The organism is Arthrobacter alkaliphilus (genome assembly GCF_021483235.1).
GTDB lineage: Bacteria > Actinomycetota > Actinomycetes > Actinomycetales > Micrococcaceae > Arthrobacter > Arthrobacter alkaliphilus.
The window spans coordinates 1-24,633 of the sequence record NZ_JAKEEC010000027.1; the positions used below are offsets into that span (position 1 = coordinate 1).

Here is a 24,633-nt window from a genome sequence, read left to right on the forward strand (position 1 = left end):
TGAATATGGCAGTTTGGTTCAGGACCGGTGTGACGGCTTGAACCAGGACCACCCACGACTCGCCGGTTGCTTGTGACGGTTTGAGTCAGGACCACCTCCAGTGTTGTTTTCATCTGATGAAAGCGAGCATTTGGAGGTCCGGATGAGGGTGCGCATGGAGCTGTTTGCCAAGATCCGCAGAGACGCCCGCGTGGAGGGCGTATCAATCCGCGGGCTGGCAAAGCGGTATCAGATCGGCAGGGACACCGTCCGGCAGGCCTTATCGGATCCGGTCCCGCCAGCGCGGAAGACGCCCGTCAGATCATCGCCCCGGCTGGACCCGTTCAAGCCCGCGATCGATGCCATGCTGAACGAGGACACGACGGCGCCGCGGAAGCAGCGCCACACCGCCCGCAGGATCCTGGCCCGGCTCATTGAGGAGCACGGAGCCGAGGAGTTGTCGTATTCAACCGTGCGTGACTACGTGAGGGTCCGACGGGCGCAGATCGATGTCGAGGCCGGCCGCCGGGTTGAGGTATTCATCCCGCAGGAACACGCCCCCGGAGCCGAAGCGGAAGTGGACTTCGGCGAAGTCTGGATCATGCTAAACGGGGTGAAGACGAAGTGCCACATGTTCATCTTCCGGTTGTCCCACTCCGGCAAGGCCATCCACCGGATTTACCCCACGCAGGCCCAGGAAGCATTTTTGGAAGGCCATATCGAAGCGTTCAACGAGATCGGCGGCGTTCCGGTCAAACACATCCGCTATGACAACCTCACCAGTGCCGTCCGGGCTGTGGTGTTCGGCCAGGGCCGGAACCGCCTGGAGAACGACCGGTGGGTGTTGTTCCGCTCCTTCTATGGTTTTGATGCCTTTTATTGTCAGCCAGGTCTTGCCGGGGCTCACGAGAAAGGCGGGGTCGAGGGCGAGGTGGGCTGGTTCCGGCGCAACAGGCTGTCCCCGATGCCCGTCGTGAAGTCCCTCGAGGAGCTCAACGACCGGATCCGGGCCTGGGAGGTCCAAGACGATCAGCGGCGGATCAATGACCGGATCCGCACCATCGGCCAGGACCTCGCCGCCGAGCGCCCGTTTCTGGCACCGTTGCCGGCCGAAGAGTTCGATCCCGGCCTCGTGCTGAACCCGAGGGTAGACAGGTCCTCGATGATCACGGTGCGGATGGTGAAGTACTCCGTGCCGGCACGGTTCATCGGCCGACGAGTCCGGGTCTCCTTGCGGGCATCGGAGCTTGTAGTGTTCGACGGCCGCGCCGTGGTGGCCCGGCATCAGCGGATCGTTACCAAGGGCGCGCAGTCGGTCCAGCTGGACCATTACCTGGAGGTCCTCAAGACCAAGCCCGGCGCTTTGCCCGGCTCCACCGCTTTGGCCCGGGCACGGGAGTCCGGGGCGTTCACCAGCGCCCATGAAGCCTTCTGGGCCGCCTCGCGCCGGGTCAACGGCGACGCCGAGGGAACCCGTGAATTGATCGACGTCCTGCTGCTCCACCGTTCCATGGGCGCGGCAGACATCGAGGCAGGGATCGCCGCGGCACTGGGCGTGGGCGCGGTCAGCGCCGATGTCGTCGCGGTCGAAGCCCGCAGACTCGCAACAGCTCCCGCCGGGGGTTGGGCCGGTTCGGACCGTCATCCCGGTGCTCATGCTGAAGCGAAAGTGCAACGAGTTGTCAGCCTGACCCAGCGCCGGCTGATGGACCCCGCAGCGGTCATCGCAGGGCTTCCGCACGATACTCGGCCGCTGCCATCGGTCAGTGCCTATGACGAGCTGCTGGCCAAACGCGCCCAAAACCCTGCAGGAACCGAGTCGAAGGAGAACATCTCATGAGTCCCACCGCAGCGGCCACCACCATCACACCGACCCTGCGCCGACGGCGAGGCCTGACCGAACAGGCCGCGGTAGCGGCCGTGGACCAGGCCTGCCGCCGGCTGCGCTTGCCCACCGTTAGGGCGGTCCTGGACGAAGCCCTCACCGTCGCCGGGAAGGAACAACTCTCCTACCAGGGTTTCCTGGCTGAGCTGCTGCTGGCCGAGTGCGATGACCGGGACCGCCGCTCCTCCATCCGCAGGGTCAAAGCCGCAAACTTTCCAAGGCCCAAGTGGCTTGGGGACTTCGATTTCGACGCGAACCCGAACATCAACCCCGCAACCATTCATACCCTCGCGACCGGGGACTGGATCCGCAAAGGCGCACCCCTGTGCCTGATCGGAGACTCCGGAACGGGCAAAACCCACCTGCTCATCGGGCTCGGCACCGCGGCAGCGGAACAGGGCTACCGGGTCAAATACACCCTCGCCACGAGGCTCGTGAACGAACTCGTCGAGGCCGCCGATGAGAAGGTCCTGGCCAAGACCATCGCCAGATACGGGCGGGTCGATCTGCTGTGTATTGACGAACTGGGCTATATGGAACTGGACCGCCGTGGTGCCGAACTCCTTTTCCAAGTTCTCACCGAACGCGAGGAAAAGAATTCAATCGCGATCGCATCCAACGAATCGTTCTCCGGCTGGACCAAAACCTTCACGGACCCGCGGCTCTGCGCCGCGATCGTGGACCGGCTGACCTTCAACGGCGCCATCATCGAAACCGGCACCGACTCCTACCGCCTCGCCCACACCATCGCCCAACAAACCGCAGGCTAGGCAGGCGGTGGTTCGCCATCCAGCGCACTTAGAGGTTCCGGTATCGGCCCCACCGAACCCAAGCGAACGCTGCGGCACAGGCGAAGCTCAGGTCAGCAAGTAGAAACCAGATGAATCCTCTGTCTTGCTCAATGAAAATGACGACGGTGAACAGAACCACAAAAGCGGAAGCAACTACGGCGCGGATGAGCAGCTCAGTGGGGGTCGAATTCTCGATTATCTTGGCCCGGACGCGGGGGCTGTCTGTGAGGCCAAGCAGGTCGGTGACCCTCCGCCTTGCCGAAACATCCTTGTCCCCACTCATACCCACAGAATAGCGAACATGCTAGGACCAGTCACCGGGTGAATCGCACGTGCATCAGCCGGTCACAAAGACTGTGCATAATGTGTTGCGCCGTCTAATTCTCCGAGTTCGTAAAAGTTCCTCAAACGCGTGTCTCAAGACCGCACTCGAAATTGTGAACCTAAAAGCCAGTGACTGCTGTTTCACGCCCCCAGGGGCGTGGGTGGTCCTGGATCAGGCCGTCTCTGTGGTCCTGGGTCAGGTTGACATACTCATCCAGTCCGCCGGTTCCGACGTAGATGCCGCCGAATCCGAAGATTGGGTGTTTCCAGATGGCTGCCAGGGACGGGGTCAGGTTGGTTGTCGTGGACAATCCTGCGGGAACCGCGGTGACTCCTGCGTCGCATTGCAAATCGGACGGGCTGGTGGTCTGGGTTGTGACCGAACGGGCAGGTGTGGTGCCGAAGGACTGGGCCGCTATGGCGCCGGTGGTGAGGGTCGGGTCGATGCTGTTGATGGTGCCTGCGGTGTAGGCGTCGGCCGGGGTGGTAGGGGTGACGGATGCGGTGGTTGTCCCGTCGGGGTTGTTGGTCAGGGTGCTGATGTAGACGATGGCGCCGGATTCGATAGCGGGGGTGGGGGCGAGGACGAGGACCTGCCCGGCAGTGATTGTCGTGCCGTTCACGGCGGGGCCGGTGAGGGTGACGGTGGCAACCTTCTGCGTCGTAGTGTCCCGTGTGAGGGTTTTGATGGCGGCGGCCGGGACCTGGACGGTCCGGGTGNACTCGGGAAAGATGATGCCTGGACTAACGCCGATCATCTTTGGTCTCATGTTCATTTTCGTCGGTATTAGGAGGCTTCGAATAAAGAGCAACCCGTAACCGTCCCTGCTTTGGCAACTTTCGTAACGTCCTTGCCTGGACACGGTGCAGGTCGATACCCGTCAAAAAAACGACGACGATATTCCCGCAGTCCTCTAGCGACTCGGCGGAGTTGGCCCGGAGCGTTTTGCTTCTGGGTAGGCGCGTCTCATTAATTCTAAGAAGTACGCACATGCTTCAGCTTCGGACGGAAACTCGTGTTCATGGCTTCGGGTCCCACGCTCCGTGTAATAGACAATGAACTTCCTCCCTTGCTGTTCCATGTTTAAGGTGTCGTTCCGGTCGCTGCCGTGTATGACGTACGAATCCGGTGGGAAACCTTCTGCTGCGAGGGAAAGTTCGAGCTGCTTTCTGTCCATGCCTTGATTATGGAACCAGCAACGGCAAAACGTGCTTCAGACAGGTCATCCCGTTCAGGCACGCTCGATGACTGTGGTTATGCTTTCCGTTTCCCTGTGTAATACCCGGCAAACATCAGGATGAGCCCGCAAACAATGATTACGGGTGGGGAGCCGTCGATTCGCTCCGGAGGGACCCGGATGGCCAGCAGTGTCCCGATCAGCGCATTAAGCGCACCCAAGCAGAGAAGAATTATGCCGAGCCGCCGGGGTGCCATGACGCCAGCATAATCGCCAGTAATCTTCGCTAACCAGAGCGTGGCGTCCGTGAGTCGATGCCTGGGCGGACCCCAAGGAAAGTCGGCCGCCCGGTATCACCCGTAGGGTCAGCTTTTCGGGTTGAGTTTTCCGCGGGCGATGCTGTCGGCGGAGTGGGCGGGGTCCCCGTTGTACGGCTGGTCGGAGATATCGACAATGGGGTATTGGGCCAGATCAACCCCTGCCGGGATGGCGAAGCTGCCAGAGTCGTTGGCGAGGACGCCCAGGCTGACCATTTTGGTCAAGTCGGCAGAACCGACCCAGACTCCGCGGAATCCCGCGATGTGTTCGTTGGAGAGCCTGACCACCAGCTGCCGGCTTCCGTCAGGGAGTTGCTCCACCTGCGCATTTCCACTCCCGGTGTGCGCGGGCAGCGGGGAGAGGGCTGTTTGGGCCAGGATGGCGACGGCCGGAACGGACTGGGTGGACACCGGCGCCGGGGTTCCGGTGTCCCGGAGTGCTCCGGCGGCGGCCCATCCGGCAGCCGCGCCGAGGACGATGCCGGCGGCCACGGCAATCCAGGGGCCGGTACGGGCACGGCGGCCTTTGGTGCCGGACCGTAACGGAACCGGTGTCCGCCCGGAGTCATTACCGTGGGTCGACGGGGTGCCGGGCGTGGCCGTCCTGAGTGGTTGCTTCTCGGCAGGGGACGGGTCCCCTCCGGCTTGCTGGGTGAGGGGATCTGCCGCGAGACTCGGCGAGAGGCCGAGGGCATGGTGGATGGCGGTCCAGTTGTGACTGCCGGGTACCTCGAGTTCGATGCCCGTGGGATCGAGGGTCGCGATGTGCACGGCGTGTTGCAGGCTCCGGAGCGTTTCGCTGCATGTGGGGCAGCTTAGGAGGTGGTCTGCTTCGGCGTCTGTGCCCAAGCGTTCCCCGAGGGCAAGGAGGCTGAGGAGTTCCGGGTCAAGGTGTTCCATGTTCCACCTCCAGGCGTGTGCGCAATCGGGTGAGGCTGCGCCGGATGTGGCTTTTGACGGTACCGAGCGGCAGGTTCAGGCGGGACGAGATTTGGTCGTGGGTCAGGTCTTCGTAGAATGCCAGCCGCATTATTTCCTGCTGTGGTTCCCCTAGGTGCTCCAGTTCTTCCTCCAGGGTCAGACGGTCGGCGACCTCTTCGACGTCCCCGGCATGCGGCGCGGGGACGGGGTCAGCAACCAGGTGAAGGGCTGCTTGTTCGATGTGGCGTTGGCGGGAGCGGGCGGACAAGGCGTCGGAGATCGCATTGCGGGCGATCCCGATCAGCCAAGCGGGCAGTCGTGCCGCGTCGGGGCGATAACTGGTCCGTGATTTCCAAGCCCGGATGAAGACCTCCTGGGTGACGTCGTCGGCCGCGGCGCGCTCTCCCAAAGTTCGCAGCGCCAGTGTGTAGACCAGCGGACCGAACCGCTGGTAGGCCTGCGCGAGGACGCGTTCGTCGCCACCGGCAAATGCTCGATCGAGACCGGGGTCCCAGTCGTGCGTTTCGGCAGCCTCCATCGGTGTTCCTTTGAGCGGCAACTGGTCGTATTGAAGCACATTATGCCCCCGACCATCGGGGTTCCGCCATGGCCGAACGGGACCGGCCGCCCGGGGACACCAACGCAGGCATGCCGATTGGGGCCGCGGTCGACGCGGCCCCAACCGGTAGTGGGATCGGGCTAGCTGCGGGCGTCCGGAGGGCTAGTCCTCGTCGTCGTCGTGCCCGCACGGTGAGGAGTCGACCACCTGCACAGCGACTCCGAGGTTGTTCTCGGCGAGGCTTCCCCAGGCGTAGATGATTGTGTTCTTCCCCTCAGTGACCTTGATGTCGGCGGGACCGATCAGCGGGGCTGTGGTTCCGGCGGCGGCGACCGAGGCGGAGACGGTTCCGGTATCGAGGGTCAGGGTCTTTTGATGCGGGTTGGTCAGTCCCTTGATGACCGCGGTTCCGCCGGCCAGGACGTCGACGGCGGGCGCGGCGGCGACGTGCCGGACGGTCAGCTTGCCCGTTCCATCCGGGCCGGCCGAGGTGTCATTGGTGAACAGCGTGGCCGTGGGGGTGCCGTCAGCGGCCTGATGTGCGACCGCCGTGTAATCCCGGCCGGCTTCCAGGTCCACTGTGACGGGGCCGATCACGGGGTTATCGGCACTGGTGGCGTCAGGGCCGGTGATCGCGATCTTGTGGTCGCCGTCGGGAACGTTCAACGGCCCGGCCAGCGTGCCCGGCTTGAAGTGGTCCAGGGTGAGCTTGCCGTCGACCCAGACGTCCACGGTAAGGCCCGGGACGCCGTGGAGGACGGACAGTTTTGCTGTTCCTTCGTCCTGGTGGTGCCAGGTGCCGGCCTGGGCCGGGGCGGCCAGTGCCAGTGCTGCCAGCAGCGTCATTGCTCCGGCGGCTGCAAAGATTTTCTTGCGCATTTCCAACTCCTAAGAAGGGCCCGCATGGGGGTGTGGTTTTGCTTACACCCCTACTACCTGTCGAAGGCCGTTCCCGGATGCACCCTCAGGGAAGTTTCTTGCCCCGACCTTGGATGCTCCACGGATTCGACTGCCCGGGCGGGGGGCGGACCGCCCAACTGCCCGGCCGGCTTCCTCATCCGGGTCAGCTGAAGGTCAGTCAGAAATGGGGGCCACCGCGGGCAAGCCGCGGTGGCCCCTGGTGGATCGCAAGGGATCCTTCGTTCGGTTGGCGCCACGCCCCCCATTAGCCCCGTGGCGACAATCGGGCAGGACACCCCGGATCTCGTGTTCCGCGAATGCCAAACGATATAAAACTATCAGTCAGGGGGGTATTAAATCCAGACCTTGGTCCAACAGGCGTTTACCGCTCCGGAAAAGGTGGGAAATCTGCGAGCCTCGGGACAGGCCCTTCGAAAAACATGAACCAGCCCCATCATTGTGGCGCTCGTTCCCAGGACATATTCTTTGAGCTGATCAGTAATCGGGGGTGCGGTCGAATGGCCGAAAAAATCAGACGCTTATCTTTGGTCTTTACGCTATTGGCCGTCCTGAGCGCGTGCGCAGGCCCTGCCACGCCGATGACCGAAGTCTCCAGGGAAGTGCCCGCCCTTGCTGCTTCTGGCATGCCAACAAGGCTTTATACCCACTGCGGAATTAAGGAATTGCGCGTCGAGGACACATTCTTCTTCGCCGAAACACCGTTGGACGACGGTCACGGCAATCCCCCTCCGGGATGGGGAAATCCCTATCAGGACGGCGCCGTGACCGTGTCCGGTTCAAAAGCTGTATTTCGGGATGACAATGGCCACGTTGTCACCTTCCTTGCCCGTCCCGGTGCGACAGGCTTTCTCAAGACCTGTTCCTGACAATCGATATGCCGTCCGGTCAAGCATCGGTGAACAACGCACCTCGTGGAGGTTTTGCTGGCCGTTTGCTAATTGAGGTCCGGGTACCGTGGGCACATGTTTCTTTCGAGTGCTGCTGCCACGTCGCTGGCTGCCAGGGGAGTGGAGACGACCGGGCCGGTCACGCTTTGGATCCGGAGGTCGCCCAGCATGCGCAGTTGCTCCGCCCGGCGGACGTCCGAAGCGGCGACCCGGATACCGAGGGCCCGGGCAGCGTCGGCGATGCCTGCAACCAGTGCCGCCTCGGCGGGATCGCTCTCCACCCGCCCGGTCAGGGATGGGTCGAGCTTGAGCACGTTCAACGGCAATGACCGCAGAACCGACAGGGGGACGGTGTCGCCTCCGAACCTGTCCAGCCCGACGTCGACCCCCAGTTCGCGCAGCTTCTCCAGTTCTTTCCGGGCCGCGGGCATCCCAGGGGGCGCAAGAGGGCCGATCATATCGATCCTGAGCCGGGCCGGCGGTATCCCATGCGCGTCCAGTGCGGCTGCGACGTCGGCTGCGAGGGTCCCGTTCATGAACCAGCCGGAGGGCGCGCGCAAAGCCGTCTGCCAGTGGTGTCCGCTGAGGATCCACTCATGGATCTGCCTACACACCCGCTCCAACATCCACCTTCCGAAGGGAACAAGCTGACCGCTTGGCCCGGTGAGTGGCATGAATTCCCGCGGCTTCAGCACTCCGAGCTCCGGGTCGACCCACCTCATTGTGGCCTGCACAACCCTGCATGTACCGGACTCCAGGTCCAGTTCCGGCTCGTACAGGACGCTCAGCGCGTCCTCCTCGAGCGCGTTGAGCAGTCGCCGGCGGATCTTCGCCACACGGCTAAGGTTGTTCCCCTCCCCGGTGGCACGCTGGAGGCTCCGCTTGCCGGACCGCTTGCTCGCCAGCATGGCCCCGTCAGCCTGGCGAAGCAGGGCATCCAACGGCCCGAGCTTCTCGTCAGCTGGAACGTCCACCCCCATGGCAAGGCCGATGCTCGCGGAGAGCCGGATGGTATGACCGTCGTGGTAGAAGGGCAGCTGTGCCACTTCCAGGACCCGCTGTGCGACCCCCTGGGCGTCCGAACTTCCCACATCCGTCAGCAGGACGATGAACTCGTCGCCTCCGAGGCGGGCGGCGAAATCGGCCGCCCGGAGGCAGCCAGCGAGCCGGTGTCCGAACTGCACCAACACCTCGTTGCCGGCATCGTGACCGTAGGTGTCGTTGACCGGTTTGAAGTTGTCCAAGTCGATATACAGCAGTGCAGTGCGAGCCGGGTCCGCACTCGCCAGAACGGAACCGCCACGCTCGCTGAGCCAGCGCAGGTTCGGCAGCCCGGTCAGTGCGTCATGCCAGGCCATATGGCGGAACGACGCCGAGAGGCGCTCGAATATCTGCGACACGGTCACCACCCGGGCGGCATCCGCCCCGATGACCAGCAGGTCATCGTAACGTGTCGTCTCGGGCCGGCCCAGCACGAGCGCCGCCGCGTGCTCCAACGTCGTCCCTTCATCCAGGACGGTGGAAGGTCCTTCAAGGACTTCCCCTGCCGTGCTTCGCGCGTGCAATGCCCGGCCGTAACCCAGGCGCCCCGAAAGGCGGCTGGCAAGATGATGGCGCGTCAGGAGGGAACGCGCCCCGCTGACAGGATCAAACACAGCAACGGCCCGGAGGTCAGAGTCCAGGCGGAACAGCTCGTCCACCTCAGGGACGGGTAGGTCAGATGGGATCGAGGGGACCTCAATGCCGATCCGCCCGACCCTCTCGTCAAGGAAAGGAGGCGCAGGGGTCTCCTGCACCCCGATCCGCTCGCTCACACCATTCATGTACGCCCGTACCCCCAAAAGTTGGATGCAGCCCAAGGCGCAGCCAGTCCGGGAACGCCCATGGGGGAGTCCGCCCGGCCAACGTCAACGGGTCACGCCCCGCCGATGACCGGTGATCCTCCCGCCGCACCGTAGCGCCAGGAGAAAATGAGTCAAGCAGCGAATCAAGCGCGAGCACCACCTTCGGCACCCGTCAAAGAATCACTAGCATCGAGCCGGGCATGGCTTTGCGGTAAGAACGTCAGCGGTCCGGCCTAAGGCCCCCAAAAATCAAACCCTATAGGTTCAATCCTTAACACGGGCCGACAATCACATGAACAGTTGCCGACCTCGGCTAATCCCGCCGGCCTCATCATCGAAACCGGGACCGACTCTTACCGGCTCGCCACAGCCCCGCCAAGCAGCCAGCGACGGCGATCTCCGGACCATTCGCGCGACGGTTCCTTTCTGCTGCGCCACCTCGACGAGGCACAGGCGGGACGAGGCTTAATCGCCGTTCACGCTAATGCGGCGTGGAGAACCGTGGCGTTTTCGGCCAGCCATGCTTGGCGGCGAAGAATCTTGTCGCCAATGCCTTCATCCCACATCCGTTTCCAGCCGCCACCCCTGGTGAGCGCCCGGTGCCTCATCAAGTGCCAAGAGCGGTCTGCGGCGTTCCGGGCCACGCCGACAATCTTCGCGCGGTCGGCCGGACCCAGGCCATAGGCGTCCACCAGTAGGGCGGCCCTCGAAGCTGCGTCGACCTCGCGCATGACCGGCTCGCGATCGGCGACAGGCATCCAGGCGCCCCACCAGAGGAGCAAGTTTGCGACTTCTTCCGCACGGGTCGCCGGGCGCATCAAATCGAAGTCGATCAGCGCGACACCTGCACCGTTCCTGAAAACGACGTTCTCCGGGGTGATATCCATGTGGGCGAGGAACGTTGGCGGCCCCGCAACCGAGGGCGGGCACCCGGGGGGATCAGCGGCGTCGACCGCAGCTGCCCATTCGGGTACACCCAGCGGCTGCACCGTGTCATCGTAGGCCCGCACCAAGCGCGCGACGCCGGCGGCGCTCGATTCCTCGGCCACCCAGCTCGGCCAGGGGCGTCCCGCGGTATCGCCGGGGACGAAGCTCAAGGTGTCCCTGCCGCTCCCGTCGATACCAAGGAAGCGCGGCGCGCCCTCGAACCCGGCCGAGTGGAGGAAATCCAAGAGACGTCGGACCCGCTCCGAGGTGTCGCTGACAGGGCGCCGCACCGTATCGCCCACCCGGACGAGGCCCTCCGTCACATCCCCGCCGAGCAGCGGAACGGCAGGTTCCGGTTCCCCGGGCTCGACATACCGGCGGGTCTCTGTGGTCACCGTCCGATGCTGCCATGGCCCGGTCTCGGGCGCCACCCGATGTGGTCCGGACAAACGCACCGTCCCGACGCTGTAGTGTCATCAGCGATGGAAGATCTGGGCGGCACCGTACTGACAGCGGTTGGAGCCTTTGCGGCCACAAATCTGGATGACCTCCTGGTCTTGTCCGTTCTCTTCTTGTCGGCCAGGACCCGGCCGGTGCCAAGACTCTGGAGCATCTGGCTCGGCCAATACATCGGCATCGGGATACTCACCTTGGTGGCGGCTGCGGCGGCGTTGGCGCTCACTCCCGTCCCGATGGAGTGGGTGGGTCTCCTCGGCCTGGTGCCGCTTGCCTTGGGCTGTTACGCCTTGCTCAGGATTGCCCTCCCGTCCGCTGACCCGCCGAAGCCCCGGTCGCTGACAGTGCCTGTGGTTGTCGCCGTGACGCTGGCCAACGGCGGAGACAATGTCTCGGTATACATTCCGCTGTTCCGCTCGCTGGGACCCGCTGCCTTGGCGACGACCGTTCTCACTTTCGCGGTGATGGTGGGAGTTTGGTGCGCAGCCGGATACTGGCTGACAGCGCATCCAAGCGTAGCTGCGCTCTGCCGCCGGGCCGGAAACTGGGTGATTCCCGTGGTGTATGTAGCGCTCGGGGCCACTATCCTTGTCCGGTCGGGAGTCGTTGCGCTGCTGTTCCAGCGCTGATCTGCACGCCATCAGGGTTCTTCCATCCGGAACTGATATGACTGCGGATGGGTTTTTGACCGGAAGCGCGTAGGAGGATTTGCAGGTATGTTCCGAGGTTGGTTTGTTGTAGGCGCCATGGTGCTGCTTTTCGGCGCAGCGGCTTTATTGGGGTTTGCAAGCATCTTCCGGGCTAAGAGCGTGGCCGCCAGGGTCGACGCCGCAGCGGCCGGTATTTTGGCGGCGGCCATGGCGGCGGTTGGGCTCGGATGGGCTCCGCTTGGTGTTGTCCCCCTCGGAGCGGCCATCGGCCTTGCTTTCCTTCTCTTCGTCGTCGGGATCGTCTACCAGGGCCCGCGAACGGGCGGGGCAGGGCGATGGTCAGCGATCTATGGCGCCGCGGTGGCGGCCCTCTCGGGCTGGGTGCTGCTCTCGGCGTCGAGTGGAGCGGGATCGGTGACTGAACACCCAGGACACGAACTGGGCACCATCCTCGCCGACATCATGGGCGCGTTCCTTATGCTCTTCGCCGCCACGGGGTGGCTGCTGGGCACCTTCGCGATGCCGGCCGAGAGCAAATCGCACGCTGTGCCTCGCTTGAAGGGTCTCCGCGAGGCGCTGATGGCAGCCGGACTCGCCGTGGCGTTGTACGCGATCTCTTGAACCCCGTGCCGTCCGGAACCGCCGGGCGGTGGATTTAGAATGGAGCCATGATCGATATTTCGGTCGAGAAGCTAGCCCTTCTCCTGATCATTGCCGTTGTGGTCCTTGGACCAACCAAGCTTCCCGAGTACGCCAGGAAGCTGGGCCGGCTCATCCGCGAACTGCGGCGCATGGCCTCCGGCGCGCAGGAAAAGCTCCGCCAGGAACTCGGTCCGGAATTCGAGGACATCGATTGGCAGAAGATGGACCCGCGCCAATACGATCCGCGCCGCATCATCCGTGAGGCCCTCCTAGAAGATGACCCGATCCCGGAGCCGGCCGCCCCCGCCCGGGTGCAGCCTCCTGCCCGGCCGGTGGTACGGTTGGCGGCCGGGCAGAAAGCCCCGTTCGACGACGAGTCCACCTGATCCTAGTCGAGGCGCGGTGTGCGCGGGGGAGCGGTGCGGCGCTCGCCTGTAGCTTCAAAAGCCGCGGCCAGTGCCAGCAGTGCGTTGTCGTCGTACCCGCGGCCGGCGAAGGTTAGCCCCACGGGCATGCCTATATCTCGCATCGTTCCCATCGGCACCGTGACCGTCGGTATCCCAAGATGCCGCGGCACGAGGTTGCCGTTGGACACCCAGACGCCGTTGCGCCAGCCGAGATCGGCTGAGGATTCGTTGACGTCCATGTCGGCCGGGCCGACGTCGGCTGCCGCGGGGAAGATGACCGCGTCCAGGCCCAGGGCGTCCATCCACTCCTCGAGGTCTACCCGCCGAGTCTCTTCGAGACCGCGGACGCCCTCCTCAAGGAACGGAATGTCGGCGAAGGAAGAAACACCGTGTGCGCGGATGTGCGCCGGATAGTCGGCGATGTCGTCGTCGAACCCGTCATAGCGGTCCGGGAGCGCGCCCTCCGGATGCGGGAAGATCGCCGCGCCGTCGACGTCGGTCAGGCTGTTCAGCGCCGGGTCCCCGTTGGCGGCGAGGAAGTCTTCCCAGGCCCAGGCCGAGAGATCGACGATTTCGCGCCTGAGGAACTCCGGGCTGACCAGCCCGCGGGTGGCGATGGTGGGCGCCCCCGGACGGTCGCCTTCGTAGTTGGAGACTGCGGGGAAGTCCACCAACAGCACCTCGGCGCCGGCGGCTTCGAGGTCCCGCCGGGCGGCCTCCCACAGCTCCATGACGGAAGCGCGCGTCTGGATTCGTTGACCCGTGGGTCCGCCGATTCCGGGTGATTCGGCGGTGCCGGCGCCAGGGTCGGCGTTGATGTACATGCGCGGCACGCCGAAGCGCTTGCCCTTCAACGCCGATCGCGCGCCGTCGACGTCGGATGGTGCCAGCGCCGGGTAGGAGGCCGGACGGATACGGGACGCTGCCGGGATCTTCACCCACTGCTGTGCTCGCCAGAAGTCGCCGCGGGTTTCGGCGTCGTCGGCCACGATGACATCAAGCAGTTCCAACAGGTCCGCCATGGACCGGGTGTGGGGCACCACAACGTCCATCGTGGGAACCAGCGGCCAGTTCCCGCGCACCGAAATGACTCCGCGGGACGGTGTGTACGCGCACAAGGCGTTGTTCGACGCCGGTGCGCGGCCGCTGGACCAGGTCTCCTCGCCCAAGCCGAAGGCACCGAAGCTCGCCGCGGTGGCGGTTCCCGAGCCGTTCGAGGATCCGGAGCCAAAGGCCGCAGTGAGGAAATCGCCGTTATAGGGGCTCTCGGCGCGTCCATAGACGCCCCGCTGCATGCCTCCGTTGGCCATGGGCGGCATGTTGGTCAGCCCGATGAGTACGGCGCCGGCCCCGCGGAGGCGCTCGATGGTGAAGGCATCGTGTTGCGCCACGAGGTTGGCGAACGCCGGCGAGCCGGCGGCCGCGGTGAGCCCCTTGGCAAGGTAGCTGTCCTTGGCGGTGTACGGGATCCCGTCGAGCGGCCCGAGGGTGGTGCCGTTTGCCCGGCGTTGATCGGAGGCCCGCGCGTCCGCGAGTGCCTCCGGGTTCATCACCACCATCGAATTAAGCTTGATGCCGTGGCGGTCGAAGGCTTCGATACGGTCCAGGTACGCCTGCGTGAGTTCCTCACTGCTCACTTCGCCCGAATCCAAGGCTGCCCGCAATTGCGCGATCGAGGCCTCGACGACGTCGAAGCGGCCCATTATGCCGGCCGCCCGGTGAGCTTGGGCTGCTGTTGCGTGATGCAGTGGATTCCCCCGCCCCGGGCCAGGATCGGCCTGGCGTCGACGGTGACGACGCGGCGGCCCGGGTAGGCCTCGGCCAGGATTTCCGCGGCCAAGGCATCGGCCCGCTCCTCGCCATAGCCGCAAGCAATCACCCCTCCGTTGACCACTAGGTGGTTGACGTAGCTCCAGTCGACGAAGCCTTCCTCGTCCCGCAAGGTGGCGGGCGCGGGAAGTAACGTGATCTCGAAAGGCTTGCCCGCGGCGTCCTGCTGGTCTTCGAAGAACCGCTCCAGGGTGCGGCTGACCTCAAAATCCGGGTGTTCAGGGTTGGTTTGCGAGTGCAGCAGGACCCGGCCGGGGGAGGGAAGCGTGGCCACCATGTCGATGTGGCCGCGCGTGCCGAGGTCCTCGTAGTCCCGTGTGAGGCCGCGCGGTACCCAGACGGTGTGGGTGGTGCCAAGTGTGCGTGAGAGTTCAGCTTCGATGCGTGCCTTGTCAGCGTAGGGGTTCCGGTGCGGATCCAGCTGGACGGTTTCCGTGACGAGGACGGTGCCTTCGCCGTCGACGTGGATGGCGCCGCCTTCGTTGACCAGCAGCGAAGCGACCAGTTCCGCGCCGGACTCCTCGGCGACAAAGCGGGCCATGCCGGCGCTCTTCTGCCATTCGGACCAGGCCGGGGCGCCCCAGCCGTTGAAGATCCAGTCAACTGCGCCGAGCACGCCGGGACGTTCGTCGTCCACCACGAAGGTGGGGCCGACGTCGCGCATCCAGAACTCGTCGAGGGGAGCCTCAAGCAGTTCGACGCCGGCGCCGAGCATCCGGTGCGCCCGGTCCCGTTCGCTGGGGTCGACCACCATGGTGACGGGTTCGAACTCGGACACAGCATGCGCGACGGCGGTCCAGGCGGCGTACGCTTCTTCCGCCGAAGCGGCGTCGTCGCCCAAGGTCAGGCCGGTACGGGGGAACGCCATCCAGGTGCGCTCGTGGGGTGCGGTTTCGGCTGGCATTCTCCAGGCCATGGATCTCTCCTCAGTGGTGCTCTTGTTGATCGCATGATCAATAGGAAGGAAATTACTTTAGACTGTTGTTTGATGTCAAGCACCATTCAGAAACGCGCTGCGCGGAAGTCGCCGGCCGAACGCGCCGCCGAAATAGCCGAGGCCGCCAGGGAAATAGCGCTTGGGCAAGGGCTTTCCGCTATTACGCTGCGCAATGTGGCGGCGCGGGTCGGCGTGGCTTCAGGGCTTGTCGCGCACTACCAGCCCAACATGGACGCCCTCGTGGCGGGCACCTTTGCGGCCATTGTGTCGGAGGAGACCGAGGAGGTTGCCGCCCTGCTGGAGAAGCGGGCGACTCCGTTGCAACAGCTCGGAATGCTGCTCGAAACGCTCATGGACGGCAGCCGCCTGGATGTCACTGCCATCTGGGTGGAGGCGTGGACGCTGGGGCGCCGGAACGAGGCGCTCGCGGCCTGTGTGCGTGAGCAGATGGATGCATGGCAAGCCGTGGTGCAGCGTCTTGTCGAGGCGGGGATCGACGCCGGTGAGTTTGAGACTTTCGACGCGCCCTCTGTCGCCTGGCAGATCCTGGGTATGGTGGACGGCCTGAATGCCCAGGCCCTGGTGCGCTGGGACGGCGTCAGCGATCGCGGTACGCACTTGGCCCGCGCAGTGGAAGGCATGGTAGGTGCGGCCCGCGGTTCGCTGCTCGGTGTCCAGCAGGGCGGGCGGATCTCCAGATCCAATGCGGGATGACGCGCTCTTCGAGGCTTCCGTCAAGCGTGAGCTCGTTCACAAGCGCTCCGTTTCGGAAGTCTTCTTGACCGACTTTGTCCAGTTGAGTTCCAGGCGGTTCGTCGCAGGAGCCCAATGGCCGCGATGGCACGTTTTCTATGGATTGCCCGACGGTTCACCGGATTCCGCGCTCATGGCTGAGACGTTGAGGCAGGCGGTCATTTTCTTGTCCCATTTGTGCGGGGTGCCCCTGACCTACAGGTTCCTCATGCCGTTCATGAGCATCTCGGTGGGAGCCGCGATCCTGGATCCCCTGGTACCCGCGCAGGTTGCGGTGGAACTTGATGTGAAGGATATGAAGCTCAATAGAGGGCAGTTGTCCGCCCTGACCGTGTCCGCCCGGTTCGTTGTGGATGGCGACCCCGTAGGGGACGGAACGGCTTTGGCCCGCATGGTGGACCCGGCGACGTACGAGCGGTTCCGCGGGTCTGTCCCCACTGGGTTGCCCGCTGCCCGTGAAGACTTGCTGGCGTGCGCCGACGTCGGGCATGCCACCCAGCGGAACGTGATGCTCGGGCGAAGTCCGCGCCCCTTCGTCTGGCCGCTGCGGGTGGATCCAAGCCACCCCATCTTCTTCGACCACCCCCTGGACCACGTCCCGGGAATGCTCTTGGTGGAGGCCGCAAGGCAGGCAGTGCGCGCGGCGAGTTCCCGCCCGGATGCGGATTTTGCCCTGTTCGAGGCGGAATTCATGAAGTTGGTTGAATTCAGCTATCCGGTGGACGTCGTGGTGAACCAACCCGAATCAAATTTCGCCCAGGGTCTTACACGAGTCCGGTTGTTGCACGAAGAGGAGACTCTGGTGTCCTTGTTTGCCCGGGTCAAAACGCCACGTTGATCAGGGAGAAGCCGGGCCTTGCTGATGGCTCGGGCTGAGGGCTGGCATCATGAAGCGCCACATGTCCTCAATCCGTTTGAGGACGTCGCGCCGTTCTGTCAGAACGTTGGAAACCATCTGGACGCCGGTGAAAGACGCAACCAAGTACCGCGCGAAGTCTGCTGCGTCAATGTCGGGCCGCACGTCACCCTCCGATTGGGCTTGGCGCGTCAGCATCTCCATGGTGGTTATCCAGTCCTGGTAGGGACCTTTGACATCTCCGTTGAAGGCTGAAGCTTCAAAGGTCAGCCGGATTCCGGCCCTGACGATTGGCTCATCGAGGAGCTGTTGGCCGAATGTCCGGCACATGGCGATCATGGATTCCAGTGCCGGCAGCCCGGCGGCGGCGATCTTCTCCCCGGCGATACGCGCGATGTTGTGCTGTTCGGCGATGACTGCCAGCGCCAGCTCTTCCTTCGACTTGAAGTGGAAATAGAGCGCTCCTTTAGTGACCGAGGCGCGCTCGGTGACGTCACTCAGGCTGGCGTTCCCGTAGCCGACCTCTTCGAAGATCGACGCTGCACCCGCTATTACTGCCGATCGGGTGGCTTTGGCACGTTCTTGCATGATCCGTCTGGAGACCTCTCCGGTTTCTTCGTCCGGGATACTTGGGTACATGAAACTGGCGGATCCGGAGATGGGTGAGGCCATGCCAACCGGTGTTGGCCGTGTGCCCCGCGTCCTGGTTCTGGGTTCGTCAGGTTTCATTGGAAGCCGGGTTGTTGCCTCACTTGGGAATTCCGGACGAGCGCATGTTGTGGCACTCTCACGAAAACCGGTTGCGGGGCTACGAGACAATAACGCTACCACTGCGACCGCCGACATTTCCGTGCCGGGAAGCCTGCGTCGCATCTTGACCGGTGCGGATGTGGTCATCCACGCCGCGTCCTACGTGGGTTCCGAACCCCGGCTTGCCCATGCGGTCAACGAGGCCGGCACCGGCAATGTCATTGAGCAGTGCCGGGAGGCCGGAGTTCCCCGGCTGATCTATGTCAGTACGTGCAGTGTCTACGGGAGCGGTCCCCACCGCGGCATCCGCGAATCCGAGGCGGGCTATCACCCGGCCTCGGCCGCCAGTGCGAGCCGTGCCGTTGCCGAGCAACTTGTTCTCGGCTACGGAGGCGAGATTGTCCGTCCCAGCCTCGTGTTCGGCGCGGGCGACCGCTGGCTTGTTCCTGGGCTGCTCAAATTGATGAAAGTGGCTGGCGGGTGGCCGGGCGACGGTTCGGCGCTGCTTTCGATCATCGATGTCGCGGCGCTGGGAAGGCTCATTTCCGGGCTCGCGTTGACGGACCCGCAACCCGGGCGGGCCTTCCATGCCGCATATCCGGAACCTGTTCGGGTGTCGTTCCTTGTAGAGAGCGTTGCGCGGATACTCGGCGAGGATTGCCCGACGTTCCTTGGGGATAACGAGCGAGCCGGCCAGGCCTTGCGCGCTGCGGGATTCAGTGCCCACCAGATTGACCTGGTGACCAAGGATCACTGGTATTCCTCTGGCGATCTTTGGCGGATCTCCGGGCTCGAACCAGAGACGTTCGGCGGTTCCCTTGGCGAGTTTTCTTCTGCCTACGAACCTTCCGGGGGAGCGGACCCGCGATAAACCGGTTGAATGGTTTGTTCGATGAGCGTTTAGGCCCTAGACTCCAGTCCGCAGCTCGTTGCGTTTGCGGCAATGAGTTGAAGGACAGAAATGTGGGGGGAGGTGCGGCCGGGTGACCGACCGCACCTCATCTGTCCGACAGCAACTGAGGGGACCGGAGGCCGACGGGCTTTCGATTTCCTATCTCACATCCTTGTGGTTTAGTATTGACGAGTTGCTCCGGCGGGGATGAAAGTCCCGGCGGGCAAAGTTTGGGGCTGTGGCGCAGCTGGTAGCGCACCTGCATGGCATGCAGGGGGTCAGGGGTTCGAGTCCCCTCAGCTCCACCATAAGAAAAGGGAATCACCCGAACGGGTGGTTCCCTTTTTTGTCTCGCTCCGGGAAGCGCGGAGCCAACTGTTAGTCGCGCTTGACCCCGAATTCTGCCGCGCTGACAAATTCGATGGCCGAGTAGGTCTCGTCGCCTACGACCCACGCGTTGTGTCCCGGCGGAATGGTGTACGAATCCCCTTTGGAGATGCTGATCTTGTTGCCGTCCGTCGTCTCGACCTCCAATGTGCCCGCAACGCAGTAGCCTACGTGGTTGAGCTGGCAGGATTCGGTCTGGGCCAGCGGTTTGATGCAATCCGCCCAGCTCCAGCCTGGTTCGAAGGTGAGGCGGCCGATGGTGTAGTCGCCGACAGTGACGTTCTCCACCACGGTTTTCTCCGGGCGGCGAACTTCATCGGGGGAATTGTGGGACTTTACTTCAAGCTGGGTGACGAGGTTGACAGTCATGGTCTGCTCACAAGGGGAGTGGGAGCCCGGGTCTTCCAAGTCCGCCACGTGGCTCGCCCTTCGCGGCGGACCCTGATGTCCGCGCTGCTTGCGGGCGTGCCGTGCGTCCAGCAGCAGTCAGACGGTCGATTACCTGCAATCTCTACCTTCCTCCGCCACCCCTGTGTTGTCGAGGTTTCCTGAGGGGGATAGATTGGTGCACCGTGACTTTGACCGAGCTGGATGCACACCTTGAGACGCTGTTCGGCACCCTGCGCCGGTTCCCCGATGTCGAGGCGGAGAACCTCCAGGCGCACGACGCCACCGACCGGCTCCTCCTTGAGACCGCGGCGGCGTACCTCACTAATCCGGAAACCCGCGTCGCGGTGATCGGTGACCGCTACGGGGCCATGACCTTGGGCGCCTTGGCGGCTCTCGGCGTCGGGCATGTGCGCGTGATGCAAGATTCGTTCGTCGGCAGGCTCGCGCTGCAACGGAACGCCGAGGCGTCCGCGATGTCCGGCCGCTTTGCTCAGTTCGAGCTGGGCGCAGGGTTGCTCGACGGCGCCGAACTGGTGATTATGCAGCTCCCCAAGTCCCTCGCGGAGCTCGAAGAAATCGTCGACGCCGTTGCACGCTTTGCAGCACCCGGAGTGGTCCTGCTCGCCGGAGGTCGCGTCAAGCACATGTCCCTGGGCATGAACGCCGTCCTGGAACGCAGCTTCGAGTCGGTGCAGCCGCAACTTGCGCAGCGGAAGTCCCGCGTCCTGCTTGCCAGCGGACCCAAGCGGCCGGACACTCCGGAGCCCTTCCCGGTGTCCGAACGGAACACGGAGCTCGGGATGACTGTCTGTGCACACGGGGGTGCGTTTTCCGGCACGAAGCTCGATATCGGCACGCGCTTCCTCTTGGGCTTCCTGGACAGGATTCCCGAAGCGCGCCACGCGGTGGACCTGGGCTGCGGTACCGGGATCCTCGCCGCGATGTACTCCCGCACGCATCCCGAAGCGCGAGTCACAGCGACGGACCAATCGGCTGCAGCCGTAGCGTCCGCCAAGGCAACGGCGGCAGCCAACGGGCTTGCAGACCGCATCACCGTGGTCCAGGACGACGCCATGTCCACTTTCGCCGCGGGCAGCGCCGACCTCATCTTGCTGAACCCGCCGTTCCACCTCGGCGCCAGCGTCCATGCCGGCGCCGCCACGAAGATGTTCGATGCCGCGGCGAGGGTCCTCTCTTCCGGCGGCGAACTCTGGACTGTCTACAACAGCCACTTGCAGTACCGCCCGGCCCTGGAGAGGATGATCGGCCCCACCGCTGAAATCGGCCGGAACTCGAAATTCACGGTGACACGCAGTATCAAGCGTTAGCCGGCTAGGGCTCCGACAGTAACTGCTCCACCCCGAACTGCCCGATTCCCGCCATCCGCGGATTGTCATCCGAGAAACTCACCATCGCGGTCGCTAGGATCACGGCCCAGCCGCGGGCGCGGGTCCACGTTGCGGCGTCCACGGCGGCGTCGAAGGCAGCCATGAAGCGCCGCCGCGCGCCGCCGTCGAACATCAGCCATGCGACGCCGAGGTCGACGGCGGGATCCCCGGCGCCGAGGTCCCCGAAGTCGACGACGGCGGCGAGCCGGCCGTCGGGCCGCAGGAGGACGTTGGCGGGATGGAGGTCTCCGTGCAGCCACAGCCCGGGTCCGTCCCACGGCGGTGCCTGGCAGGCCGCGGCCCAGAGTGTCCGCAACTGCGCCGCCTGCGGATAGCGGCCCGAATCATCGAGTCGATCCAAGACCGCCTCGGACCTCGCCGCCAAAGGCACGCCGCGGAAGGGATTGACGGGCGCGTCCGGTACGGCTGGAACGTGGATGGCGAGGAGGAACGCGGCAAGGTCTCCGGCCGCCGCGTTCCGTGACTCCTGGGACGCGGCGGCCGCGGTGAGTCCCTCCAGCCAAGGAGTCACGCTCCAAGGCCACGGATAATCCGGAGATGGCTGTCCCGAATGGATGGGGCTTGGAAGGGGAACGGGGGAACGCCGGGCATAGCCGGGGAGATAGCGCTGCTCATGCAGTATCAACTGAGCTGCGGCCTCGCGGCGGGGCAACCGGACGGCCCACTCGGTGCCGAGCCGGTAGATGACGTTGTCCCAGCCGTTGGCCACCAACTCCAAGGGGAGGCCGGCGAGCCCCGGCAGCTGATCTTCGAGCAACCCTCGCACCAACCCGGTGGTGATCTCCAGCTCGGACGCCGGCATGAGTGCCATCTTTCCCGTCCTCCGATCAGCAATATCCGGGTCAGTTTCGCCACGGCAGCGTGTGGGCATACCCGGACACGCAGACGTGCCGTACGATGCAAATGCAACAGCATTATTCGAATGATTTTAGGGGAATCCGTGACTGAGATCCGCCAGCCGACTCCGAGGCGCGGAACCAATCTGCCCCGCATGGGGGACTTCAACCTCACCGTGATTCTCGACGCAATCAGGCGTTCGACCGGCGGACTGAGCCGGGTGGAACTCGCCCAGATTGTCGGTCTTTCGCCGCAGACCATATCGAATATCTCCCGGCGCCTCCTGGATCAACATCTCATTGTCGAAGCAGGCAAGGAAGGCAGCGGTCCGGGCAAGCCCCGCACCATCCTGCGCCTGAACCCTTCCGGAATGTACGCGCTGGGCGTCCACCTCGATCCTGCGGTCATCACCACCGTTGTCCTGGACCTGGTGGGCGACGTCGTGAAGCATTCCAGGATTCCCATGCCCGCCGGCAGCGATCCACAGCGAGTCATCGAAGCCATTGCGGCGGAAATCAAAGCGGTGATCGAAGACTCCGGTGTTGACGCGGGAAAGATCGCGGGACTTGGAGTCGCGGCGCCGGGGCCCATAGACCTTGACGAGGGCACGGTAGTCGATCCGCCCCTCATGGCTGGCTGGGACAGGGTGCGGCTGAGGGATGCCCTTGCCGAAGCCACCGGACTCGACACCCTGGTGGACAAGGACGTGACCAGCGCGGCAGTCGCCGAAACCTGGGCTGGCGGGGCCAGCGGAACCGGAAGCTTCATCTTCATGTACATGGGTACCGGCATCGGTTGCGGCATCGTCTTGAATGACGAAGTTGTCCGCGGAACATCCGGCAACGCGGGCGAAATCGGACACATCATTGTCGATCCGGACGGGCCGCCCTGCGATTGCGGGCTGCGCGGTTGCGTCAAGTCTTCCTGCATCCCGCAGGTGCTCGTGGCCGAAGCCGAGGAACAAGGGGTCCTGAACGGTGGCCGCAAAGGTTCCGAGGGACCGGAAGTGCAGGACGGCTTCGCCCGGCTTTGCGATGCAGCGGACGCGGGGGACGAGCGGGCCATCGCGATCATCGACAAGTCGGCGGTGCTGGTTTCCCGTGCGGTCGCGGTGGTGACCAACACCCTCGACGTCGAGCGCGTCGTCTTCGGCGGTCCCTTCTGGGGCCGCATGTCCGAACGCTACCTGGATCGCATTCCGCCGCTGCTCGCGGCCAACAACGCTGCCAACAGCATCCACGGCATCGAGGTTGTCGGGACCGGCGTCGGCGAAGACGTCGGTGCCATCGGCGCAGCCTGCCTGGTGTTGGAACATACGCTCGCGCCGCGTGCCCAGCGGCTCCTGCTCGAAGGCTGAGACTTTCACCAGGTCCTGCGTCGCGGGACCGCACTTATCAATATCGGCAACAGGCTGGGCCGGCTAAATATGGGGGTACAGCCGCTTGAAGATCGGAGCGTCATGCGTCGCCCAGTCCGGACCGGGGCAGCACTTCTCGGCGTCGTAGGCCTTTTGGCCTCGGCTGCCTGCTCTGCCCAACCGCAAGCTGTTAATGGTCAAACCATCAAGATCGTGTATCAAAAGACGGATTCCTTCACCGCGCTGGACAAGGTCTTCCAGGACGCCAAGCAGGAATTCGAGGCGGCACATGCCGGCGTCACCGTGGACTTGGAGCCCATTCAAGCCAACGACGACGACTACGGCACCAAGCTCGCCCTGGCCCAGCGTTCCCCGGATACTGCTCCGGATGTCTTTTACGAGGACACCTTCAAGGTGAGATCGGACGTCGACGCCGGATACTTGCTGAAACTCGATTCGCGACTTTCCGCGTGGGACGAGTGGTCCAAGTTCAACGAGGCCGCGAAAGCCGCGGGACGGGGCGACGACGGCGGTATCTACGCCGTCCCGCTCGGCACCGACACGCGGGCCATCTGGTACAACAAGACAGTCCTCCAAAAGGCCGGCATACCGGTGCCGTGGCATCCGAAAACCTGGGATGACATCCTGTCGGCGGCACGCAAGATGAAGGCCGCGGATCCAAGCGTGATTCCCTTCAGCATGTACGCCGGAAAAGGCACCGGCGAGGGAACCGTCATGCAGAGCTTCTACGAATTGCTGTACGGAACGGGAAGCTCCCTGTATTCGGAGAGCGACAAGAAGTGGGTGGTGGGTTCCAAAGGATTCACCGACTCGCTCCAGTTCCTGAAGACCCTTTACGACGAAAAGCTTTCCGTGACCCCGGCGGACGCACTCGATTCGAACGTCTGGAAGAAAGTCTTTGGACAGTGGCTGCCGCAAGGCAAAATGGGCGCCACAGTGGAAGGCTCCTACGCGCCGTCGTTCTGGCAAAAGGGCGGCTCCTACGAATGGGCCGGCTATGCGCAGGATATGGGCGTTGCGATGTTCCCGACGCAGTTTGGACAGGATCCGCATGGCGTGAGCATGTCCGGCGGATGGACCCTCGCCCTCGGCGCGAAGACCAAGAGCCCGGACCTGGCCTTCACGTTCCTGACCACCGCAGTGAACAAGAAGAACGCATTGGCTTTTGACGAGAACAATTCCCAGATCGCCGTCCGCGCCGACGTCGCTTCCGATCCCGGATACCAGGGCGCGAACCCGTTCGTGAAGGACGTTTCCGATCTGGTGGCTGTCACCCATTACCGCCCGGCAACCGCCGACTATCCGAAGATTTCCCTCGCGGTCCAACAAGCCACCGAGGCCGTCATCACCGGAAAGCAAAGCCCTGCGGAGGCCGCAGCCGAATACGACGCGTCGGTCAAGAAACTGGTCGGCGAAGCCAAGGTCATGCAGAAATGACGCATGGCAGTCCCTGACATCTCCCAACGCGGCCCCTTGGGACCTGGACCCCGCCTTCGAGGGGCTCTGCGCCGCGGGCTCCGATGGTT

General features: G+C 64.2%; 23 protein-coding genes and 1 tRNA gene. 13 read left to right on the forward strand and 11 right to left on the reverse strand.

Annotated features, from left to right (window positions below; genetic code table 11):
• The first annotated feature begins 142 nt into the window (after positions 1-142).
• The gene (gene istA / locus L0B83_RS16140; protein WP_234759624.1) at positions 143-1,819 is read left to right on the forward strand and encodes an IS21 family transposase; all 1,677 of its coding nucleotides are present in this window, start codon (positions 143-145) and stop codon (positions 1,817-1,819) included.
• Positions 1,816-2,634 (forward strand): IS21-like element helper ATPase IstB, encoded by an 819-nt coding sequence (gene istB / locus L0B83_RS16145; RefSeq protein ID WP_234759576.1) that lies wholly within the window; start codon positions 1,816-1,818, stop codon positions 2,632-2,634. Before istA ends, istB begins: the two co-directional genes overlap by 4 nt.
• A 28-nt stretch (positions 2,635-2,662) precedes the next feature.
• On the opposite strand, the gene L0B83_RS16150 is transcribed toward istB, so the two are convergent.
• From L0B83_RS16150 to L0B83_RS16165, 4 genes are all read right to left on the reverse strand, one after another.
• Positions 2,663-2,938, reverse strand: a complete 276-nt coding sequence (locus L0B83_RS16150) for a hypothetical protein (RefSeq protein ID WP_234759577.1) — start codon at positions 2,936-2,938, stop codon at positions 2,663-2,665.
• Between the two features lie 1,584 nt (positions 2,939-4,522).
• Positions 4,523-5,374, reverse strand: coding sequence for an anti-sigma factor (locus L0B83_RS16155; RefSeq protein ID WP_234759578.1), 852 nt, complete (start codon positions 5,372-5,374; stop codon positions 4,523-4,525).
• Complete coding sequence (locus L0B83_RS16160) at positions 5,361-5,933, reverse strand: RNA polymerase sigma factor (protein ID WP_234759579.1); 573 nt, start codon at positions 5,931-5,933, stop codon at positions 5,361-5,363. Before L0B83_RS16160 ends, L0B83_RS16155 begins: the two co-directional genes overlap by 14 nt.
• Positions 5,934-6,116: 183 nt before the next feature.
• On the reverse strand, positions 6,117-6,833 hold the full coding sequence (locus tag L0B83_RS16165) for a DUF4397 domain-containing protein (RefSeq protein WP_234759580.1): 717 nt from the start codon (positions 6,831-6,833) through the stop codon (positions 6,117-6,119).
• 539 nt (positions 6,834-7,372) lie between these two features.
• On the opposite strand from L0B83_RS16165, the gene L0B83_RS16170 reads away from it, so the two are divergent.
• Positions 7,373-7,741 carry a hypothetical protein gene (locus L0B83_RS16170; protein WP_234759581.1) on the forward strand — a complete coding sequence of 123 codons (369 nt, stop codon included), beginning with the start codon at positions 7,373-7,375 and terminating at the stop codon, positions 7,739-7,741.
• Between the two features lie 68 nt (positions 7,742-7,809).
• Here L0B83_RS16170 and L0B83_RS16175 read toward each other — a convergent pair whose 3' ends face one another.
• Positions 7,810-9,576 (reverse strand): putative bifunctional diguanylate cyclase/phosphodiesterase, encoded by a 1,767-nt coding sequence (locus L0B83_RS16175; RefSeq protein WP_234759582.1) that lies wholly within the window; start codon positions 9,574-9,576, stop codon positions 7,810-7,812.
• Between the two features lie 506 nt (positions 9,577-10,082).
• On the reverse strand, positions 10,083-10,928 hold the full coding sequence (locus L0B83_RS19920; RefSeq protein ID WP_234759583.1) for a phosphotransferase: 846 nt from the start codon (positions 10,926-10,928) through the stop codon (positions 10,083-10,085).
• Between the two features lie 87 nt (positions 10,929-11,015).
• On the opposite strand from L0B83_RS19920, the gene L0B83_RS16185 reads away from it, so the two are divergent.
• The 3 genes from L0B83_RS16185 (at position 11,016) to L0B83_RS16195 (ending at position 12,667) form a co-directional block, all read left to right on the forward strand.
• Entirely contained in the window at positions 11,016-11,618 is a 603-nt protein-coding gene (locus L0B83_RS16185) for a cadmium resistance transporter (RefSeq protein ID WP_234759584.1), read from the forward strand.
• Between the two features lie 87 nt (positions 11,619-11,705).
• Positions 11,706-12,260, forward strand: a complete 555-nt coding sequence (locus L0B83_RS16190; protein ID WP_234759585.1) for a hypothetical protein — start codon at positions 11,706-11,708, stop codon at positions 12,258-12,260.
• 47 nt (positions 12,261-12,307) lie between these two features.
• Positions 12,308-12,667, forward strand: a complete 360-nt coding sequence (locus L0B83_RS16195; RefSeq protein WP_234759586.1) for a sec-independent translocase — start codon at positions 12,308-12,310, stop codon at positions 12,665-12,667.
• A gap of 2 nt (positions 12,668-12,669) precedes the next feature.
• Here L0B83_RS16195 and L0B83_RS16200 read toward each other — a convergent pair whose 3' ends face one another.
• Positions 12,670-14,391 carry an amidase gene (locus L0B83_RS16200; protein ID WP_234759587.1) on the reverse strand — a complete coding sequence of 574 codons (1,722 nt, stop codon included), beginning with the start codon at positions 14,389-14,391 and terminating at the stop codon, positions 12,670-12,672.
• A complete protein-coding gene (locus tag L0B83_RS16205) occupies positions 14,391-15,434 on the reverse strand; it encodes an agmatine deiminase family protein (RefSeq protein WP_234759588.1) in 1,044 nt (347 codons plus the stop codon). The genes L0B83_RS16200 and L0B83_RS16205 overlap by 1 nt, the downstream gene beginning before the upstream one ends.
• A 72-nt stretch (positions 15,435-15,506) precedes the next feature.
• Between L0B83_RS16205 and L0B83_RS16210 the strand changes: the two genes are divergently transcribed.
• Together L0B83_RS16210 and L0B83_RS16215 are read left to right on the forward strand one after the other, a co-directional pair.
• Entirely contained in the window at positions 15,507-16,169 is a 663-nt protein-coding gene (locus L0B83_RS16210) for a TetR/AcrR family transcriptional regulator (protein ID WP_234759589.1), read from the forward strand.
• Positions 16,159-17,046, forward strand: a complete 888-nt coding sequence (locus L0B83_RS16215; protein ID WP_234759590.1) for a ScbA/BarX family gamma-butyrolactone biosynthesis protein — start codon at positions 16,159-16,161, stop codon at positions 17,044-17,046. The genes L0B83_RS16210 and L0B83_RS16215 overlap by 11 nt, the downstream gene beginning before the upstream one ends.
• Here L0B83_RS16215 and L0B83_RS16220 read toward each other — a convergent pair whose 3' ends face one another.
• Entirely contained in the window at positions 17,047-17,736 is a 690-nt protein-coding gene (locus L0B83_RS16220) for a ScbR family autoregulator-binding transcription factor (RefSeq protein WP_234759591.1), read from the reverse strand. It abuts the gene before it with no gap.
• Between L0B83_RS16220 and L0B83_RS16225 the strand changes: the two genes are divergently transcribed.
• Complete coding sequence (locus L0B83_RS16225; protein WP_234759625.1) at positions 17,735-18,685, forward strand: NAD-dependent epimerase/dehydratase family protein; 951 nt, start codon at positions 17,735-17,737, stop codon at positions 18,683-18,685. The two genes, L0B83_RS16220 and L0B83_RS16225, sit on opposite strands and share 2 nt — an antisense overlap.
• Before the next feature lie 253 nt (positions 18,686-18,938).
• Positions 18,939-19,014: transfer RNA gene (locus L0B83_RS16230), tRNA-Ala, on the forward strand.
• Between the two features lie 70 nt (positions 19,015-19,084).
• Here L0B83_RS16230 and L0B83_RS16235 read toward each other — a convergent pair.
• Positions 19,085-19,462 carry a cupin domain-containing protein gene (locus L0B83_RS16235; RefSeq protein WP_234759592.1) on the reverse strand — a complete coding sequence of 126 codons (378 nt, stop codon included), beginning with the start codon at positions 19,460-19,462 and terminating at the stop codon, positions 19,085-19,087.
• A gap of 209 nt (positions 19,463-19,671) precedes the next feature.
• On the opposite strand from L0B83_RS16235, the gene L0B83_RS16240 reads away from it, so the two are divergent.
• On the forward strand, positions 19,672-20,811 hold the full coding sequence (locus L0B83_RS16240; protein WP_268821026.1) for a class I SAM-dependent methyltransferase: 1,140 nt from the start codon (positions 19,672-19,674) through the stop codon (positions 20,809-20,811).
• Positions 20,812-20,815: 4 nt separating this feature from the next.
• Here the strand turns inward: L0B83_RS16240 and L0B83_RS16245 are convergent, their stop codons facing one another.
• The gene (locus tag L0B83_RS16245; protein WP_234759594.1) at positions 20,816-21,703 is read right to left on the reverse strand and encodes an aminoglycoside phosphotransferase family protein; all 888 of its coding nucleotides are present in this window, start codon (positions 21,701-21,703) and stop codon (positions 20,816-20,818) included.
• 129 nt (positions 21,704-21,832) lie between these two features.
• Between L0B83_RS16245 and L0B83_RS16250 the strand changes: the two genes are divergently transcribed.
• A complete protein-coding gene (locus tag L0B83_RS16250; RefSeq protein ID WP_234759595.1) occupies positions 21,833-23,086 on the forward strand; it encodes an ROK family transcriptional regulator in 1,254 nt (417 codons plus the stop codon).
• Positions 23,087-23,188: 102 nt separating this feature from the next.
• Positions 23,189-24,544, forward strand: coding sequence for an extracellular solute-binding protein (locus tag L0B83_RS16255; protein WP_234759596.1), 1,356 nt, complete (start codon positions 23,189-23,191; stop codon positions 24,542-24,544).
• Positions 24,545-24,633: the final 89 nt, after the last annotated feature.